The 16,124-nt window shown below is 41.6% G+C and carries 14 protein-coding genes; 10 read left to right on the forward strand and 4 right to left on the reverse strand.

Annotated features, from left to right (window positions below):
- Nucleotides 1-117: 117 nt before the first annotated feature.
- The 4 genes from ORI98_RS17030 (at nt 118) to ORI98_RS17045 (ending at nt 4,790) form a co-directional block, all read left to right on the forward strand.
- A complete protein-coding gene (locus tag ORI98_RS17030) occupies nt 118-1,434 on the forward strand; it encodes an anaerobic C4-dicarboxylate transporter (protein WP_261299918.1) in 1,317 nt (438 codons plus the stop codon).
- A 198-nt stretch (nt 1,435-1,632) separates the two neighbouring features.
- Nucleotides 1,633-2,211 carry a C40 family peptidase gene (locus tag ORI98_RS17035; RefSeq protein ID WP_280925483.1) on the forward strand — a complete coding sequence of 193 codons (579 nt, stop codon included), beginning with the start codon at nt 1,633-1,635 and terminating at the stop codon, nt 2,209-2,211.
- Nucleotides 2,212-2,509: 298 nt separating this feature from the next.
- On the forward strand, nt 2,510-3,043 hold the full coding sequence (mog, locus tag ORI98_RS17040; RefSeq protein WP_261299917.1) for a molybdopterin adenylyltransferase: 534 nt from the start codon (nt 2,510-2,512) through the stop codon (nt 3,041-3,043).
- A gap of 175 nt (nt 3,044-3,218) precedes the next feature.
- Nucleotides 3,219-4,790 (forward strand): diguanylate cyclase, encoded by a 1,572-nt coding sequence (locus ORI98_RS17045; protein ID WP_306136022.1) that lies wholly within the window; start codon nt 3,219-3,221, stop codon nt 4,788-4,790.
- 104 nt (nt 4,791-4,894) lie between these two features.
- On the opposite strand, the gene ORI98_RS17050 is transcribed toward ORI98_RS17045, so the two are convergent.
- The 4 genes from ORI98_RS17050 to ORI98_RS17065 all read right to left on the reverse strand — a co-directional run bounded on the left by ORI98_RS17050 (nt 4,895) and on the right by ORI98_RS17065 (nt 8,735).
- Nucleotides 4,895-5,122, reverse strand: coding sequence for a hypothetical protein (locus ORI98_RS17050; RefSeq protein ID WP_306136023.1), 228 nt, complete (start codon nt 5,120-5,122; stop codon nt 4,895-4,897).
- A 105-nt stretch (nt 5,123-5,227) separates the two neighbouring features.
- The gene (locus ORI98_RS17055; protein ID WP_306136024.1) at nt 5,228-6,376 is read right to left on the reverse strand and encodes an ABC transporter permease; all 1,149 of its coding nucleotides are present in this window, start codon (nt 6,374-6,376) and stop codon (nt 5,228-5,230) included.
- On the reverse strand, nt 6,376-7,110 hold the full coding sequence (locus ORI98_RS17060) for an ATP-binding cassette domain-containing protein (RefSeq protein ID WP_261299913.1): 735 nt from the start codon (nt 7,108-7,110) through the stop codon (nt 6,376-6,378). The genes ORI98_RS17055 and ORI98_RS17060 overlap by 1 nt, the downstream gene beginning before the upstream one ends.
- Nucleotides 7,111-7,112: 2 nt before the next feature.
- Nucleotides 7,113-8,735, reverse strand: coding sequence for an alpha/beta hydrolase (locus tag ORI98_RS17065; RefSeq protein ID WP_306136025.1), 1,623 nt, complete (start codon nt 8,733-8,735; stop codon nt 7,113-7,115).
- A gap of 93 nt (nt 8,736-8,828) precedes the next feature.
- Between ORI98_RS17065 and ORI98_RS17070 the strand changes: the two genes are divergently transcribed.
- The 6 genes from ORI98_RS17070 to ORI98_RS17095 all read left to right on the forward strand — a co-directional run bounded on the left by ORI98_RS17070 (nt 8,829) and on the right by ORI98_RS17095 (nt 15,996).
- Nucleotides 8,829-9,206: a GntR family transcriptional regulator gene (locus tag ORI98_RS17070; RefSeq protein WP_306136026.1), complete on the forward strand. Its 378-nt coding sequence runs from the start codon at nt 8,829-8,831 to the stop codon at nt 9,204-9,206.
- A 73-nt stretch (nt 9,207-9,279) separates the two neighbouring features.
- Nucleotides 9,280-10,158 carry an ABC transporter ATP-binding protein gene (locus ORI98_RS17075; protein ID WP_306136027.1) on the forward strand — a complete coding sequence of 293 codons (879 nt, stop codon included), beginning with the start codon at nt 9,280-9,282 and terminating at the stop codon, nt 10,156-10,158.
- Nucleotides 10,155-11,486, forward strand: a complete 1,332-nt coding sequence (locus ORI98_RS17080; RefSeq protein WP_306136028.1) for a hypothetical protein — start codon at nt 10,155-10,157, stop codon at nt 11,484-11,486. The genes ORI98_RS17075 and ORI98_RS17080 overlap by 4 nt, the downstream gene beginning before the upstream one ends.
- Nucleotides 11,487-11,612: 126 nt before the next feature.
- Complete coding sequence (locus tag ORI98_RS17085; RefSeq protein ID WP_261299908.1) at nt 11,613-13,400, forward strand: long-chain fatty acid--CoA ligase; 1,788 nt, start codon at nt 11,613-11,615, stop codon at nt 13,398-13,400.
- A 177-nt stretch (nt 13,401-13,577) separates the two neighbouring features.
- Complete coding sequence (locus ORI98_RS17090; RefSeq protein ID WP_306136029.1) at nt 13,578-15,509, forward strand: acyltransferase family protein; 1,932 nt, start codon at nt 13,578-13,580, stop codon at nt 15,507-15,509.
- An 85-nt stretch (nt 15,510-15,594) separates the two neighbouring features.
- A complete protein-coding gene (locus ORI98_RS17095; protein ID WP_306136030.1) occupies nt 15,595-15,996 on the forward strand; it encodes a thioesterase family protein in 402 nt (133 codons plus the stop codon).
- Nucleotides 15,997-16,124 lie beyond the last annotated feature (128 nt).

Genomic DNA, 16,124 nt, shown 5'->3' on the forward strand with positions numbered 1-16,124 from the left:
GCTTCACAGTTTTAACAATTGGTTCTACTATCGCTTGATTGCTTGAGTTGCGTCACTAACGGCAAAGTGCATTGTGATATATCTTCCCTTAGCATTATAAACAGGGGGGAGAAAGCGATGTTTTATATACATATGCTGCTGTTATTGGCGGTGATTTTTGTTGGAATTCGCCACGGCGGCATAGCCTTTGGCTTACTGGGTGGTTTAGGTGTTTCGGTATTGGCGTTTGTTTTCGGTATTGCACCGGGTACGCCGCCAGTTAGCGTTATGTTAATTATTTTGGCGGTTGTTGCTGCATCGGCAACACTAGAGGCCACCGGTGGTTTAAAACTACTGGTTAAATTTGCGGAAAAACTATTACGTAAGCATCCTGAACATATTGTCTTTCTTGGTCCTCTTTGTACTTACTCACTGACTGTGTTGGTGGGTACTGGTCACTCGGTTTATCCCTTATTGCCTGTTATCTACGATGTGTCTTACAAGAAAGGTATTCGACCAGAGCGTCCACTGGCAATTGCCACAGTTGCATCACAAATGGGGATTACCGCAAGTCCAATAGCAGCGGCTGCAGCTGTTGTACTGGCAACCGCGGTTGATAATAACCTTGATATTAGTTTAGTTGATGTGTTGATGGTGACTATTCCTTCGACATTGATGGGCTTGCTGGTGGCATGCACCTGGAGCTTAACTCGAGGCAAAGATTTAGATAAAGATGAGGCGTTTCAAGCGCGGTTAAAGGATCCAGAGTTTCGTGAAAGCTTAGTAGACCCCCAAGCTGAAGATGCACAAACCTTAGCTTCTGAATCAACGGCTAAGAAAGGCTTAACTGTGTTCTTACTGGGTATTTTTGCGGTGATCATGATTGCGATGTTTAGCAAGCAACTATTACCCGCAGGGGTCAATATGTCGGTGGCGATTCAGTTTATGATGTTGTCAGTTGGCGGGGTGATCTTACTGGCAACCAATGTCTCACCTACCAAAATTGTCACCAGTAATGTGTTTACCGCTGGGATGACGGCGGTGATCATTATTTTCGGTATCGCTTGGATGAGTGATACGATTATTGGCCACCACAAAACCTATTTAGTCAGTGCCGTAAGCGATATTGTCAGTGTGTATCCTTGGACGTTTGCCATCGCGATGTTTGTGGTATCGGTTTTCTTGAAAAGTCAGGCTGCAGTATTAACGATTATGTTGCCGTTAGGGTTTTCATTGGGGATCCCTGCACCGGTACTGATTGGGGTATTACCAGCCTGTTATGCGTATTTCTTCTTTCCATTTTATCCCAGTGATTTAGCTGCGATTAGTTTTGATAGAACCGGTACAACGCATATTGGTAAGTATGTTCTCAATCATAGTTTCATTGTGCCAGGATTTATCGGTGTCGTGACAGCCACTATTTTGGGATATTTTATCTCAATGGCGATAAATTAGGCGTAAGTACAAGTTATTTGAATATATGGCAGCCACTAGGCTGCCATTTTCTTTTACAGATAAAGTTTTCTTTTGAGATTTTTTTTAACTGGTGTAAATTATCTTGTTTATTACTTGAACAATATTATTGTAAGTTAGTCTTTTTAAACAATGTTTCTCATACTAACTTGAAGTATTTCGGCTTAAAGGTAAGTCAAATTGATAAAAAAGTTGTCTGTTATTAGCTTAGCCATTTTATTAAGCGCCTGTGCATCGCAAGCACCTAAAGTTGTGGTTCAGCCCGCAAAAACCATTGTTGTGGTTAAAGAAGAACCCAAATTACCTAAGTGGAGCGAGCCTAACTTATTGGCATACCACGATGATTGGTCTGGTACGCCCTATCGTTTGGGGGGCATGAGTAAAAATGGCGTAGATTGTTCTGGATTCGTGTATTTGGCTTATTTAGATATTGTTGGTCAAAAGTTGCCTCGTACTGTAAATGCACAGCGTATTTTAGGCAAAGAAGTGCCGCGAAATGAGTTAGAAATCGGTGATTTAGTGTTTTTCAAAACCACGAAAACCGCTCGTCATGTCGGCATTTATATGGGCGATTCGAAGTTTTTACATGCATCAACTAAAAAGGGTGTCAAAATTTCAAGTCTGAATAATGTCTATTGGAAACCACGCTATTGGTTTGCGAAACGACTTGAATCGCCACAGCAATCGATAGAGTCGTCTATTACGGCGTTGATTGAGTATGCTGAATTTGAACAGCAAGGAATGCTTGCTTTAAACTAGTTCAATGTATTCATATACAGGCCCTAAGGCTTAAGTTAATCACTTAAGCCTTTTTTATCGTTTTTGGTTTTCTGCCACGTCACTCGTCGCAACTTATCGTTTACCTTTGTGATGTTAAGTCATGGTTTGCGTGTAATGGTTTATCCATGTTTTGACCTTAAATTTGTGCACAAAAAACCAGATTGAATCGAGTTATTTTCAATATTGATTGAGATTAACGAGAGATTAATCAATTCATCGTGTTTCGGTTTATGCTACTTTATCGATATTGAATGTAGGGAAATGGAATAGAAAAAATATGACTAAAGCAAAAATTGGTATCGTGACAGTAAGTGATCGCGCCAGTGCAGGCATTTATGAAGATTTGTCTGGCAAAGCCATTATTGATGTACTTAACGAGTACCTCACCTCGGAATGGGAAGCTGTGTATCAAGTTATTCCCGATGAGCAGGATGTGATTGAAGCAACGCTTATTGATATGGCTGACAACCAAGGCTGTAGCCTGATTGTCACAACGGGCGGAACAGGGCCAGCAAAGCGAGATGTGACTCCTGAAGCGACAGAAGCCGTTTGTGATCGTATGATGCCTGGTTTTGGTGAGCTTATGCGCGCTGAATCGTTAAAATTTGTACCAACGGCAATTTTATCACGTCAAACAGCGGGGCTTCGTGCTGATTCATTGATTGTAAATCTACCAGGTAAGCCGAAATCGATTCGTGAATGCTTAGATGCAGTATTTCCCGCTATTCCATATTGTATCGATTTAATGGATGGGCCATTTTTAGAATGTAATGAAGAGGTGATAAAGCCTTTTAGACCGAAAGCCAAATAGGTTTTAATGGTTACCCTGCATAAGCCCAACATTGTTTGGGCTTTTTTATGCTTTAAAAACATGAAATATATTGGTTATTTTCTTAATAATGACAGTTCAGATTAAATAGATACCTTATCGTTATGAATAATCACGACTACACTCAGTAGTATTATTTGAATTTGAGCTGATGTGGATGACGTTAAAACGCTTTTCATTGCTGCTGTTATCATCACTTTTGATGAGCATTGCCTGTTTAGTTATGGCAATTTATTACTTTTTTTACCTTCCTGGTATTAATGCTGAAGTTGTCGACCAACAGCAACAAGAATATGTTTTGCTCAAAGCTGCCTTTTCAGCATCAGCTAAAAGTTTAACCACCCTAAGCTATGACTACGCAGTTTGGGATAGTTTGGTCGAGTTTGTTGTTCAGCCTTCAGATGAGTTTATTGAAAATAATTTATTCGCTAATGCTTTCGAAGTTGCCAATGTCGACGCGGTATTTATTCATAACGTAGATAAGCAGCTTGTTTGGCAATACTTAGATGAATCCATCCATGATAGGTCCTCAGCGTTAACAGAATTTATTGAGGGAAAAACAGCAACTAAAGCCACATCATTATTGCCTGCAGCAGCCGATATATCAGCGCAAAAAGCTTCAACTCGTCATGGATATTACGTGATAGCTGAACAATTATTTTATATCACTAACACAACAATTTTGCCTTCAAAAGGCCATGGTGTTATCGCGGGCAGTATTACGATGGCCAAATTAGTGGATAAGGAGATGATAGACGAAATTACCGGCTATTCTATGGTGCATTTTTCTATTGATAAAATGATTAATACCCCTGCAGATGCACAGCCTATGAATGACTTTTTTAGCCCAGATCAATTAAAAGTGGTTAATTCGTCGCACAGCTGGGTGCTCCGTAATGACTTTGATGATCAGACGATGGTCATCACAGTGCTTCACCGCAAAGCATCAAGCCCTAAGTTAGATGCTGTTTCTATTATATTGTTATTGTTAATTGCCTCCCTGATAGTGTCATTGTCGATGATGATGTTATCGCGACTATTAATTTTACCTCTGATCCATTTCAACAACAGTATTAATGACTCTTCAAATGAGAATCTAATGGCTAAGGTGCCTAGCCAGCACTTTATTGATGAAATCGATAATGTCTCTAATTCCTTTAATCAGCTGTTAATGCGTTTTGCGGAACAACAAAACTATTTAGAAACCTTAACAGTACAAGACGCGTTAACCGAAATCACTAACCGCCGTGGACTGGAGGCTTTTGCGGACAATGTGATGGCAAATTGGCATCAACAAGCGACAGGGTTTAGCGTGATGATGATAGATATTGATCACTTTAAGCTTTATAACGACCGGCATGATCATCTAGCAGGTGACAAAGCATTAGTGGATGTTGCTTGTTGTTTAATGGAGACCATGGTGCCTTACAATGCGCTTGTTGCCCGATATGGCGGCGAGGAATTTTGTGTCATTGTGCAAGATGATAAAGTGGAATCAATCAGTAATGTAGCAGAGCAATTAAGAAGTGCTGTGGAAAGTTTGCACATTAAGCACGATGTTGATGGCACTTTGTGGCTAACAGTTAGTATTGGCGGTGTAGTGGTGCCCAAGCTATTTGAACATGCTGAGCAGTACCTTTTTCATGATGTATTAAAACAAGCGGATAAGCAGCTCTATATAGCGAAAAAAACCGGACGGAATAAAGTGGTGTTGAGTGTGTTTCAGTAGGTTTATTGTTGTAACTCAGTAGTCATGCAGGTTACTTAATAATTGCATAGCAACCCCACTTTGGTGGGGTTGCTATATTATATATGCGATTGTTCAAGACTAAATTATAGCTGATTTAATTTACGTTTTAGTTCAAAATTGTCATCTGTTACCAGTTGCTCTAGTACCTGTATTCTTTCTACTAACGCCTTATTTTGTGCCAGTAAATCATCAACTGAATGACTATTATTGCGCTGCTTTGCTTTAGTGTAATACTTAAACATTTCAACGGCGCTGGTGCCAATAACGATAATGGCTACCAAGGTGATTATTGCTAAATCGCTTTCCATCATGTCACTCCTTAAATCATTCACCCCTAAGTAGATAAACTGCGGTATGAGAGTCAGTGATTATATAGACTCACACCGCAGCTATTTTTTATCCCTTATTAAGGTTCTCTATAGTCCAAATACCACTTTTTCACTTTTAAGCATTTTTTCCATGCCTAGCATTAAGCCAATTGAGATCACTACGGTCATGCTTGATGACACAGCTAACTGCAACATCGGGATGTCTTTGCCTTTAATAAAGTCCATTAACGCTTGCTGTTGACCCGATACCGGGATCCATTGCAACACATCAGGGGCAATGTTGTAACTTGCGGCCATAGATAAGGCGATGGGCACAAATAGCACCATGGTCAGATAGGATTGCGCTTCTTTAAATGATTTAGCCATAAAGGAAACAAATAGCTGCAAGGTCGATGCAAGCAAAGCTACAGGAATGCCAATCACAAACATTAGCTGCATAAAGTCGGTTGAAATATTGATGCTAAAGCCCAGTTCTTGCCAAGGAACAAAGGTGTAGGCAATTTTAGATATTAACAAAATCAGTACTAATCCCAGTAATGCAAACAGGGTGACAGCAATCACTTTGCCCAGCACTAGTTGGCGGGTGCTAATCGGATGGCTTAGCATTAATGCAAGCGAATTACGTTCGCGCTCACCGGCACTGGTATCAATGGCGAGGTTCATCGCTGAAATAAATACTGAGTAAATCATGGTGAAAATAGCAATACCTAAGATCATGCCGCCTTTTGAATCAGGGGTTGATTGGTCTTGCATGTCTACTTTTAATGATTGCATCACCTGTGGGTTAATGCCTCTGGCAATTAAGCGTAAACTGCCCATTTCTGAGCTATAAGTTTGCAACTCTTGCTGAAGACGTCGAATGGATTTTTGCAGTTTCTCATCAGAGTTATCCGCCAGAATAATCACTTCAGCAGGTTTGGCCTTAGCCATATTGGCGGCATAGTCTTCAGTAATTGTCAGGGTGATGGCTTTTACATCGGCATCCGGTGTTGCTGTTAAATCAGCCTGATTAATCCCTTTTCGACTTAAATAACGGACTAAATCAGGGGCATTTTCCGCTTTGTTAATGGTGATGTTTAAGTCTTCAGGGCTGGTTAATTGATTAATGAGCACCATAAACATGCCACACATAATTAAAGGTGTGCCGATGGCGTAATATAAACCGGCCATTACCGAGCGTTTGTCGCGTGCGGCATCAATGAGTTCTTTGCGCACCATTGCGATGAGTTTATTCATTATGCTGCAATCCCTTCGTCAGTTCCGATAAGTTTAATGAAAGCCTCTTCCAGTGAAGACTCCCCTGTTTGTTGGCAAAGTTCATCTGGGCTGCCTGTGGCGACAACCGAGCCATTTGCCATCACAATCACATGGTCACATAATGCAGCGACTTCTTGCATTACATGGCTAGAAAACAATACGCAATGACCACGCGATTTAAGATCAATTAAGATATCGCGTAATAAACGTGTACTCATGACATCTAAACCACGAGTAGGCTCATCTAAAATGATATTGGTCGGCTGGTGGACAATCGCTTGTGCCAGTGCGGTTTTCATTCGTTGTCCCTGCGAAAACCCTTTGCAACGACGATTGCTGATATCGCCTAAATTTAGCTGTTCAATCACGTTCTCAGTGGCAGCTTTTGCTTCTTTACGCGACATTCCGCTAAGCTCGGCAAAGTAGGTAATGTATTCACGTGGCGTGAGTCGTTCATACAAGCCAAATGGATCAGGGAATAAGCCTAACTGCTGCTTGGCCTGGATCGGTTTTTCTGCCACGTTGATGCCATCTACTTCTGCATAACCTTCGTCGGGTGTTAATAGGCCAAACAGGGTACGTAAACAGGTTGTTTTACCTGCGCCGTTAGGGCCAAGTAAGCCTGTGATATGACCATCTTGAGCGCTAAAACTGAGTTTATTTAACGCCTGCACATCACCGATTTTTTTCGATAAATTCGTCACTGAAATCATGATTATTCCTTATCTGTGCCAGTGGCATTGTCTGTTGAGGTTGCTTCATCGGCGCTAGCCGGAATGTTAGCGTCAGTTGCGATAACGGGTTCTACCGAGTTAGCATTGAGATAAAAGCTACGGCGTATATCTTTTTCAAGGCAACTCGCATCGATTTTTTTGATGCTTGCGCTATCGACCAAATCGGCAATTAAATCGTTAGCACAGGTTTGCGCGGCGACACCGTGGGTCGCAAAAGGTGAAATTAAATGCTTGGCATTGGTTAAGTTTTTGGCCGCTAATGCCCCCCAATTAGGTGGCGTAGCAGGGTCTAATTCGCCTGATAGCAATAATGTCGGCAAATCACTGCTAATCGGTTCGCTAAAACTATCTGCAACCGGGGGAACTTTCCAAATTTCACAGGTTTTCTCTAACCCTTCCATCATGGTCGAGCTAATGTAAGACTCTTTGGCATCTTTGCGCATTTGGTCAGATATTCTGTGAATATCCTCGCCGCAAACAACAGAGGCATGCATTCCCATAGCCAAACCTATGCCATCAGCCGATAGGGCATAAATACCAAGAATAGGTTGATAATCTTCTTTGGCGGCTTGATGAATCGCATGGGGCAATAGCGCGCGGATCGCTGGGGTATATAAGCCCATTCTAATGGCGCCATTGAACTTACCACGAGTCATGAGTAACGTGCTTGGCTCATTGGTAAGAGGATCTCGAACGCTTTGTTTTATCGGTTGTTTAGTCAGGCGTGCATCTACGGTTTTAAAGTCGTTGAGTAAATCTGGGTATTGGCCATGACAAGCCGCATTGCTGGCACAATCTCGCATTAACAATTCAAATCCACGCTCAATTGCACTACCAATTGCCACAACACTTTGTTGCATGGGCACTACACCATCTAAAGTCACTGTGCTTAAGGCTTCAGGGTAATGGCGCATATACAGTTGAGCCATCCGTGTTCCATAAGACACACCGTATAAGTGCAGCTTTTGGTAGCCTAAATAGGTGCGCACAGCTTCAAAATCCGTTAATGCGGTTTGGCTACCATACTGAGTTATGTCGGCATCCGTTTGGGTTAAGCATTTTTCAGTCTCAGCAATAATATCAACACCTTCATCGTTAAATGACAGCATCGATGTTGCTTCAGAATCTTCGCAATTAAGTATATTTGATAAGCCAGTACCGCGTTGATCTATCAGTAAAATATCGCGTTGCTGACGGACTTTATTGAGTAGTCTGTCAAACCCTGCAGCATGCTCTATTGCGGATTGTCCTGGTCCACCGGCAATAGCAAGGAGCGCTTCGCTTGGGTGAGTATCTTTAATCGCAGGCAATATCGCAAAATGAATGTCGATGTGCTTTCCATCGGGTTGTTGTGGGTTCTCAGGAACACTAATTTTGCCGCATTGTAATTGCTCTGACATGCCGTCTAAATGGCAAGAGTGGGTTTTGACCTCTGCAGTGTCGAGTGGTTGCGGTTGGCCAGCGTCACTGGCATAGCTGGTGCTGGTGAATAGCGCGCTAATGATCACTGCAGCTAAACGGCTAGTGCCTGTTGCCGATGGGGGTAATGCGTAATGGCGTAACCTTGAGGCTAGCGATTTACTGACAAACTTCCTGTTGATCATCGGAACGTTTCCTTTTTGCTTTTTGAGATGATTGTGTTAACTTACACTAAGTGTATGGGTGTATCAATGTATTAATACAGTTTGTAAAGGCTAATGTTAGAACTATTAAATGTCAACCCCAGTAGTGGTGAACCAATCTATCGTCAATTGCATGATCAAATCGTGCGATTGATTGTGGGTGGGCAATTACAAGCTGAAGATGTATTACCTTCGGTTAGGCAGATGGCCGAATTTCTTGCCGTTAACCCGATGACGGTTTCACGTGCTGTGCAGCAATTGGTGGACCAAGGTTGGATAGAACGTCGCCGGGGACAGCCATCTATCGTCGCCGCACGCAACCATGCTGATGACACTTCTGGCGGCAGTTTGATGCAACCCAAAGTAGACGATTTAGTGACTCAAGCTCAACAGTTAGGTGTTGCTTTGGATGAGTTGCAAGCATTGATCGCCAAAAAATGGGCCGCGAAATAATTTGGAACGAATCAACGACTCATAGTCGCTAGACTCAGTAATACAAGAACATTGAGCTAAAGGAATGCCGATAATGCAACAGAACGAAGCACCGATACTGACATTTAATCAGGTCTCTAAAGTCTTTCCTGTGAAAGGAAGTAAAACCACACACACTGCTTTGGATCAATTGTCTATGCAATTATACCCAGGCATGGTGGTTGGGTTACTCGGTCAAAATGGTGCTGGAAAATCGACGTTAATGCGTTGTGCTTTAGGCATTTTAACCATCGACTCTGGTGACATTAATACCCTCAATGAGTCGCCTACTGCGTTGTCAGATATGGCTAAGTCTCGCATTGGTTATGTTCCGCAGCAACCCTTTGGGTATGAAGGTTTTACGGTTGAACGAGCGTTAGATTTACATCGCAGTTTTTATGTTGATTGGGATAACGATTTAGAACAAGAGTGGCTGAAGCGTTTTGAGTTAGATGTTGCTCAATCGGTGCAAAAATTATCGGTTGGTCAGCGTCAATCATTGGCGTTAATTATGGCGATGGCTTATCGACCTACACTATTGATTTTAGATGAGCCCGTTGCCAGTTTAGATCCCATTGCTCGGCGTAAATTCATGACCGACTTATTTGATTTAGCCTTAGAGTCTGGTTCTGCGGTGCTTTTTTCTTCGCATATTACCTCTGATTTAGAGCGAGTGGCGAGTCATGTAGCCTTGATTAAAAAAGGCAAATTAGTGTTGTTTAAAGAAATAGATACATTAAGAGAGCAGGTAAAATTACTCAAAGTTACCGCAGAAGCTCAATTACCTGAGCATTTAGCGGTATTGCATCAAACCAGCATGCCTGATTCAGCGTTAATTGTTGCCGACAACTGTCAGTTGCAGGAGCAATTTAACGGCCTTATTAGTGAACAATCATTGAACTTAGAGCAGCTATTTATGGAGCTGCATCGATGAACGTTATTTTGACCAACCTAGTGAGATCTGCAAACCGACTTACACCACATGGGGTTAAGTTAAGCGATTTTATAAGTCGAGATAGCTACCGTGGTATGTTGCGCTTGTGGTTATTTGATGCGGGTAGTGTATGTTTTTTATTAACCAGTTTATTCGGGTTTAGCATAGCGGTCTTAAGTTTATATAACGATAAAACATCATCAATCGGCTTAATGTTATCTATGTCTGTGGTATCCAGCTGCATGTCTGTTTTATGGCAATTAAACCGTTTGGTCGGAGCTGAAACCAGCTTTTTAATTCCCGGTTATCAACGTAATGTTGTGGTGCAATCCATTGTTATTCTTTTGAGCATAATGATTTTTGCATTAGGGTTTGCGGTGATATTTGCCCCACAAACGTTGGCCTCGGTGCTGATAGCGGTATTAATCAGTTTAGCCTTTTTATGGGGGTGTTTGCATTGGAACAAAGGCTTTCAGTTTTCAATATTACTGTTTATCGGTATGCCTTTTTTTGATCAGATGACGCTAAATTTACCTTGGTGGATGTTGGTGATCCCCTTAGTGATGCTACTTGAATTTGTCAGAGTGAAACTAGGGCAATTAACTTGGCATCACGATGCCCGAGCAACCTATTTAAGCGGTATGGAAATGGGCTGGTTTTGGTTACCGAGCATGAAACAACATAATCTGCTTGATAAACTGAATCGATATTTACACCCAGCGAGCTTTTTTGTCGGCCCACTTTTGGCGATGGCCTTGGTCATGGTCACCGTATTGGGTTTGTTAATATTTATTCCGTCGACGCTATTTGAGTGGCATCTTCCTATTCAATTGATAGTTGGGCAACTGTTATTAATGATGTGTTGTCTAGTACATTGGAGCCGAGTTCAGCGATGGCGGGGAGTTGAGACCTTGTTTATGTTGCCCGGATTTTCTGGGTTAGTTGGCTTGCAGCAGGCTTTCTTTAAGGCCAGCGCTCGGTTAATTAGTTTATCTATCTTGAGTATGCTGCTGGTTTGTTTGGCTGGTTTGGTTTTTGGGCAGCCACTATCTTTGCCATTTATTGCCCATCTATTGCTATGCGTATTATGGAGTGGGCTATTTGCATTAGGACTCGGGGCACTAAGCCGAAATATCAGTCAAATGTCAGCCATTATGCTGGTCATGATTATCCATTCACTTTTCGTATCATTTAGCTTTAAGGCATTACAAGCGCAGCAGGATATGGACGGATGGCTGATGGCAGATTTTTTATTGACAGTGGTCGGCGTGTGGTTGTTTATTTGGAGCAAAGATCGGTTGTGGAGAAAAGGTGTGATTGAGCTATAACTGTGATGATCCCCCATCAAAAAGTGATCTAACCCGCAAGGGTAGAGTAAAAACTCTTATGGTTTAAGATAGCTTCAGGTAGAATGTGATAAAACAGTACACCTGTAAGCTAAAAGGTATCTCACTATGTTGTTAGAAAACTATCATATCGTTCGACTGCTGCAGCAGCAAAGCCAGACATTAGGCGAAAACATTGCCCTTGAAGGCTTTGAAATGGCTGCGCCTTGGAACGCGGTTTCCTGGCATCAGTTTGATAGCATAACCAGTAAAATTGCACAGTTATTAATTGATTTTGGTCTTCATGTGCATGATAAAGTGGTTATTGTGGCGCAAAACTGCCCGCAATGGACCTGTGCTGACATAGGTGCCCTAAAGGCGCGTAATGTTGTAGTACCTGTTTATCCGACAAGTACAATGGAACAAGCGGTATTCATTGTGAATGATTCTCGGGCCAAGGTTATTTTTGCGGGTGATGAAGGCCAGTATCACACAGCGTGTAAAATTCAAGCTCAGTGTCCAAGTGTTCAGCATATCGTGGTGTTTGATAGCAAGGTAAAGCTAGCGTCCGATGTTCATTTTCATCTAGATGATTTGCTCAACTCTAGCCCTTCGCAACAAAGCCATGATGAATTAACCCTGCGTTTATCTCAAACATCACTTGATGATTTACTCACACTTATTTATACCTCGGGCACCACAGGTGAGCCTAAAGGTGTGATGTTAGATTATCGCAATATTGCCTCTATGGTCGAGCAGCACGATACTGAAATTGCTTTTAAAGCCGGTGATGTGTCATTGGCATTTTTACCACTAAGTCATGTTTTCGAACGTGGTTGGACATTTTACGTGTTATGTCGTGGTGGCCGAAACGTGTATTTAAACGATACCCATAGAGTAAAAGAAGCCATCGCCGCGGTAAAACCGCACACCTTATGTGTTGTGCCACGTTTTCTTGAAAAGGTTTACAGCGCAGTTCATGACAAAGTGAATTCCGCCCCCGCAATACGCCAAAAGCTATTTCATTGGGCTATAGGGGTCGGTGCTCGTCAGTTTGAAGTGACTCAGGGTAGAAAACGTCCCAGTAAATTGCTATCCGCGCAATGGAAATTGGCGAATAAATTAGTCTTTAGTAAATTACAAAATGTGTTGGGCGGCCGCTTAACCTTTATGCCTGTGGGTGGTGCGGCGCTTGATGTCAATGTTGGCGCATTTTTTCATAGCATTGGCGTGCCTATTCTGTGTGGTTACGGAATGACAGAGACATGTGCCACGGTTACCTGTAATACTTTAAGCAATCGAGTGCCAGGATCTAACGGTAAGCCTTTACATGCTATGGAGATTAAAATTGGCGACAATAATGAAATTCTAGTGCGTGGCGAAACAGTCATGCGCGGTTATTTTAATCGACCAGAAGATACCGCTGAAGCCTTTGACAATGGTTGGTTAAAAACCGGTGATGCGGGCATGATTGACACAGAAGGGAACTTATACATTACTGATCGTATTAAAGAATTAATGAAAACCTCGAATGGCAAGTATATTGCCCCGCAGCGTGTTGAGGGAAAAGTCAGTTGTTGTCCGTTTGTGGAACAGGTAGCCATTATTGCCGATGCGAGAAATTATGTTTCAGCGCTGATTGTACCAGCATTTGAAGCATTAGAAATATGGGCGCTAGAGAAAGGGATTAGCGTTGAAAACCCTATTGACTTGTTACGCAACAGCCAAGTGTTGGAGCATTTTGAACAGCGTTTGAAAGAGTTGCAATATGAGCTAGCCAGTTTTGAGCAGATTAAAAAGTTTACTTTGTTGCCTGAAGCCTTTTCAATGGAAGCGGGGTTAATCACACCGACCATGAAATTACGCCGTAAGAATATTTATAGCAAATACGCGACAGAGATTGATGCCATGTATTAATGGCACCATTATTAACATTAAGGACGCTTCGGCGTCCTTTTTTATGTTATGTGATTTAATGTGGTTGGGTTTGCTGTCATAAAAATTACGTAAAGATTGGATTTTACATGGTCATTGCGACATTAATTGAAGTAAAATTCGCCTCCCTAAAAGCGTTATCTGGAATAAACATCATTAATGTCTACTGTGAAACAGAAATATTTTCGACATGATATCAATGGCCTTCGAGCATGGGCGGTTGTTGCCGTGGTACTGTATCATTTTGGTGTGCCAGGCTTTAGCGGTGTAGATGTTTTTTTTGTTATTTCAGGTTTTTTAATGACAAAAATTATTACTGAAGGACTTGAGTCAAACACATTTTCTTTCAGTAAGTTTATGCTATCTAGAGCCAAAAGAATCTTACCACCCTTACTTAATCTATGTCTTGGGCTCCTCATTTTTGGTTGGTTTTGGCTATCAACAATCGATTTTCAACAGCTTGGTACTCACATTACCGGTGTAGCGCTATTTATTTCCAATCATAGGTTTTTAGGTGAAGCGGGATATTTTGATATCGCTTCGAATGAAAAGTGGTTATTGCATACTTGGTCACTGTCGGTTGAGTGGCAATTTTATGTATTTTTACCTTTGATCATGATGCTTGTTTGGCGCTTTTTAGGTGTTAGCGCTGTTAAAGTTTCGCTCTCAATCATAGGGGGAATTTCATTTTTACTTGCCATTTATGCCGTTTATCATTATCCAGATCATGCGTTTTATTTGTTGCCCTATCGAGCATGGGAAATGTTAGCGGGTGGCTGGGTTTGGTGGGCAACCAGAAAAAGGAGCGTTAGTTCTGGAGCTGCATTGGTATTGCAAGCTTTAGGTTTTATTGCACTGATTTATGCCATCACTGTTTTTGATACAAACACGCCATGGCCAGGCATGTTTGCCCTAGTACCTGTTGTGGGGACAATGTTTATTATTGCCGCTCATAAGCAAACATCAATACTGACTACCAGTGTCTTGGTGCAAAAAATAGGTGCGAGGTCTTATTCTATTTATTTATGGCACTGGCCAGCAGTCGTGTTTTTGAATTACGCCAGTCAGCAAAATAGTTTTACCTGGATAATATTAGGCATTGTATTTTCTGTCGTGATGGGTGGATTGTCATATCGTTACATCGAAATCGTTTTCAATCGGTTTATAAACAAGTACAAGGTGAAAAAACAGGTACAACTGTTAGTCGCACTGTTCGTCGTGATTGAACTGTTAGCGATAAGTGCTCGTCATCTTCATATCGATGGCCGTTTACCTGAAAGTGTTGAGCTTGCCAGTAATGAAACATTCAATAGGAATCCCAGACTTAGAGAGTGCCTCCAAAGTCCTGGTCGCGATATTGTGACAGAGGGTTGTTTACATGGAGATGGGCCTCTTGCCGCAGTATTAGTTGGAGATAGCCATGCAAATGCTGTTGTCTCTAGTGTTGTAGAGGCGGCTCATGGTGGAAGTGTACAAGAGTTTTCCTATAACAGCTGCCCCACATTATTGGGCATGCACAGTAAAGAGAACCGTTCAGAATGTACAAAATTTAATGACTTGCTGGTGAAGAAGTTAGCAATACCGTCTCAAGTGCCTGTTATTGTTGTTGCTAGAATTACGGGCAGTCTTTTGGGATATAACGAAGTTCACAAGTTTCATAATAAACCGACAATTTATTTCGATAATGAACATCAAACAGCTCGAGAATTATTAGCTGATTATGAAACACAACAAATTGAAACATTATGCAAACTCAGTGAAAATCGACCTGTGTATTTAGTAAGACCTTTTCCTGAAATGGGTAGAGATGTACCTACTGTGTTATATCGAAAACAAATGTTTTTAGGCGCACAATCTGATTACTCAATCCCAATCGCTGATTATTATTCTCGCCATGATGCTATATGGCAAGCTCAAGATAAAGCCGCAGTAAAATGTGGGGTGACTATTTTAAATCCAATACCTTATTTGTGTCATGATGAGAAGTGCTGGGGAAGTAAAAATGGTCGTCCTTTCTACTATGACAATAATCATTTAAGCGAATTTGGTAATAAGCAATTAGTACCAATGTTTGAGTCGATTTTTAAGTGATATAGGCATTTGAATTCTAAAAATACTGCTTTTTTAGTCACGGCACTAAAATGGCGCACTAAATAACAATAAAAAGGAATAACCCGTGTCTGTTACTCAGTTTTCTATGGATTTAACCCCTCGCTTTTGTGAGACCGACGCTTTAGGCCATATTAATAACACAGTGATCCCTGTGTGGTTTGAAGCAGCACGAGACCCTATTTTTGAAATAGTGAACCCCGGACAAGATTTAACGAAGTGGAACATGATTATTGCTGGGTTTACCATCGCATTTAATGCGCCGACGTTTTATGGCAAAACCGTCACGGTAAAAACCCATATTAGCCGCGTTGGTAATAGCAGTTTTGAAATTGCGCAAAGTTGTTGGCAAGGCGGTAAGCAAACTGCCGAAGCAAAAACAACCATGGTGCACTTCAACTATCAAACTGAAAAAAGCCAGCCATTATCTGATGCGGTAAAAACACAATTGTCTGGCTTAACAGGTTAACCAATTGTCTGGCTTAACAGGTTAACCAATTGTCTGGCTTAACAGGTTAACCAATTGTCTGGCTTAACAGGTTAACCAATAGCTTTGATTAACCTAAAAACTTTTGTACATAACTGCAACTGGCCTCA

The organism is Shewanella sp. ULN5 (assembly GCF_030731885.1).
GTDB classification, from domain to species: domain Bacteria; phylum Pseudomonadota; class Gammaproteobacteria; order Enterobacterales; family Shewanellaceae; genus Shewanella; species Shewanella holmiensis.

Excerpts from the sequence above, each read along its gene's own strand:
- ORI98_RS17030 (WP_261299918.1), top strand. The coding sequence starts at position 118 with ATGTTTTATATACATATGCTGCTGTTATTGGCGGTGATTTTTGTTGGA.
- mog (WP_261299917.1), top strand. The coding sequence starts at position 2,510 with ATGACTAAAGCAAAAATTGGTATCGTGACAGTAAGTGATCGCGCCAGT.
- ORI98_RS17045 (WP_306136022.1), top strand. The coding sequence starts at position 3,219 with ATGACGTTAAAACGCTTTTCATTGCTGCTGTTATCATCACTTTTGATG.
- ORI98_RS17050 (WP_306136023.1), bottom strand. The coding sequence starts at position 5,122 with ATGATGGAAAGCGATTTAGCAATAATCACCTTGGTAGCCATTATCGTT.
- ORI98_RS17055 (WP_306136024.1), bottom strand. The coding sequence starts at position 6,376 with ATGAATAAACTCATCGCAATGGTGCGCAAAGAACTCATTGATGCCGCA.
- ORI98_RS17060 (WP_261299913.1), bottom strand. The coding sequence starts at position 7,110 with ATGATTTCAGTGACGAATTTATCGAAAAAAATCGGTGATGTGCAGGCG.
- ORI98_RS17065 (WP_306136025.1), bottom strand. The coding sequence starts at position 8,735 with ATGATCAACAGGAAGTTTGTCAGTAAATCGCTAGCCTCAAGGTTACGC.
- ORI98_RS17070 (WP_306136026.1), top strand. The coding sequence starts at position 8,829 with ATGTTAGAACTATTAAATGTCAACCCCAGTAGTGGTGAACCAATCTAT.
- ORI98_RS17075 (WP_306136027.1), top strand. The coding sequence starts at position 9,280 with ATGCAACAGAACGAAGCACCGATACTGACATTTAATCAGGTCTCTAAA.
- ORI98_RS17080 (WP_306136028.1), top strand. The coding sequence starts at position 10,155 with ATGAACGTTATTTTGACCAACCTAGTGAGATCTGCAAACCGACTTACA.
- ORI98_RS17085 (WP_261299908.1), top strand. The coding sequence starts at position 11,613 with ATGTTGTTAGAAAACTATCATATCGTTCGACTGCTGCAGCAGCAAAGC.
- ORI98_RS17090 (WP_306136029.1), top strand. The coding sequence starts at position 13,578 with ATGTCTACTGTGAAACAGAAATATTTTCGACATGATATCAATGGCCTT.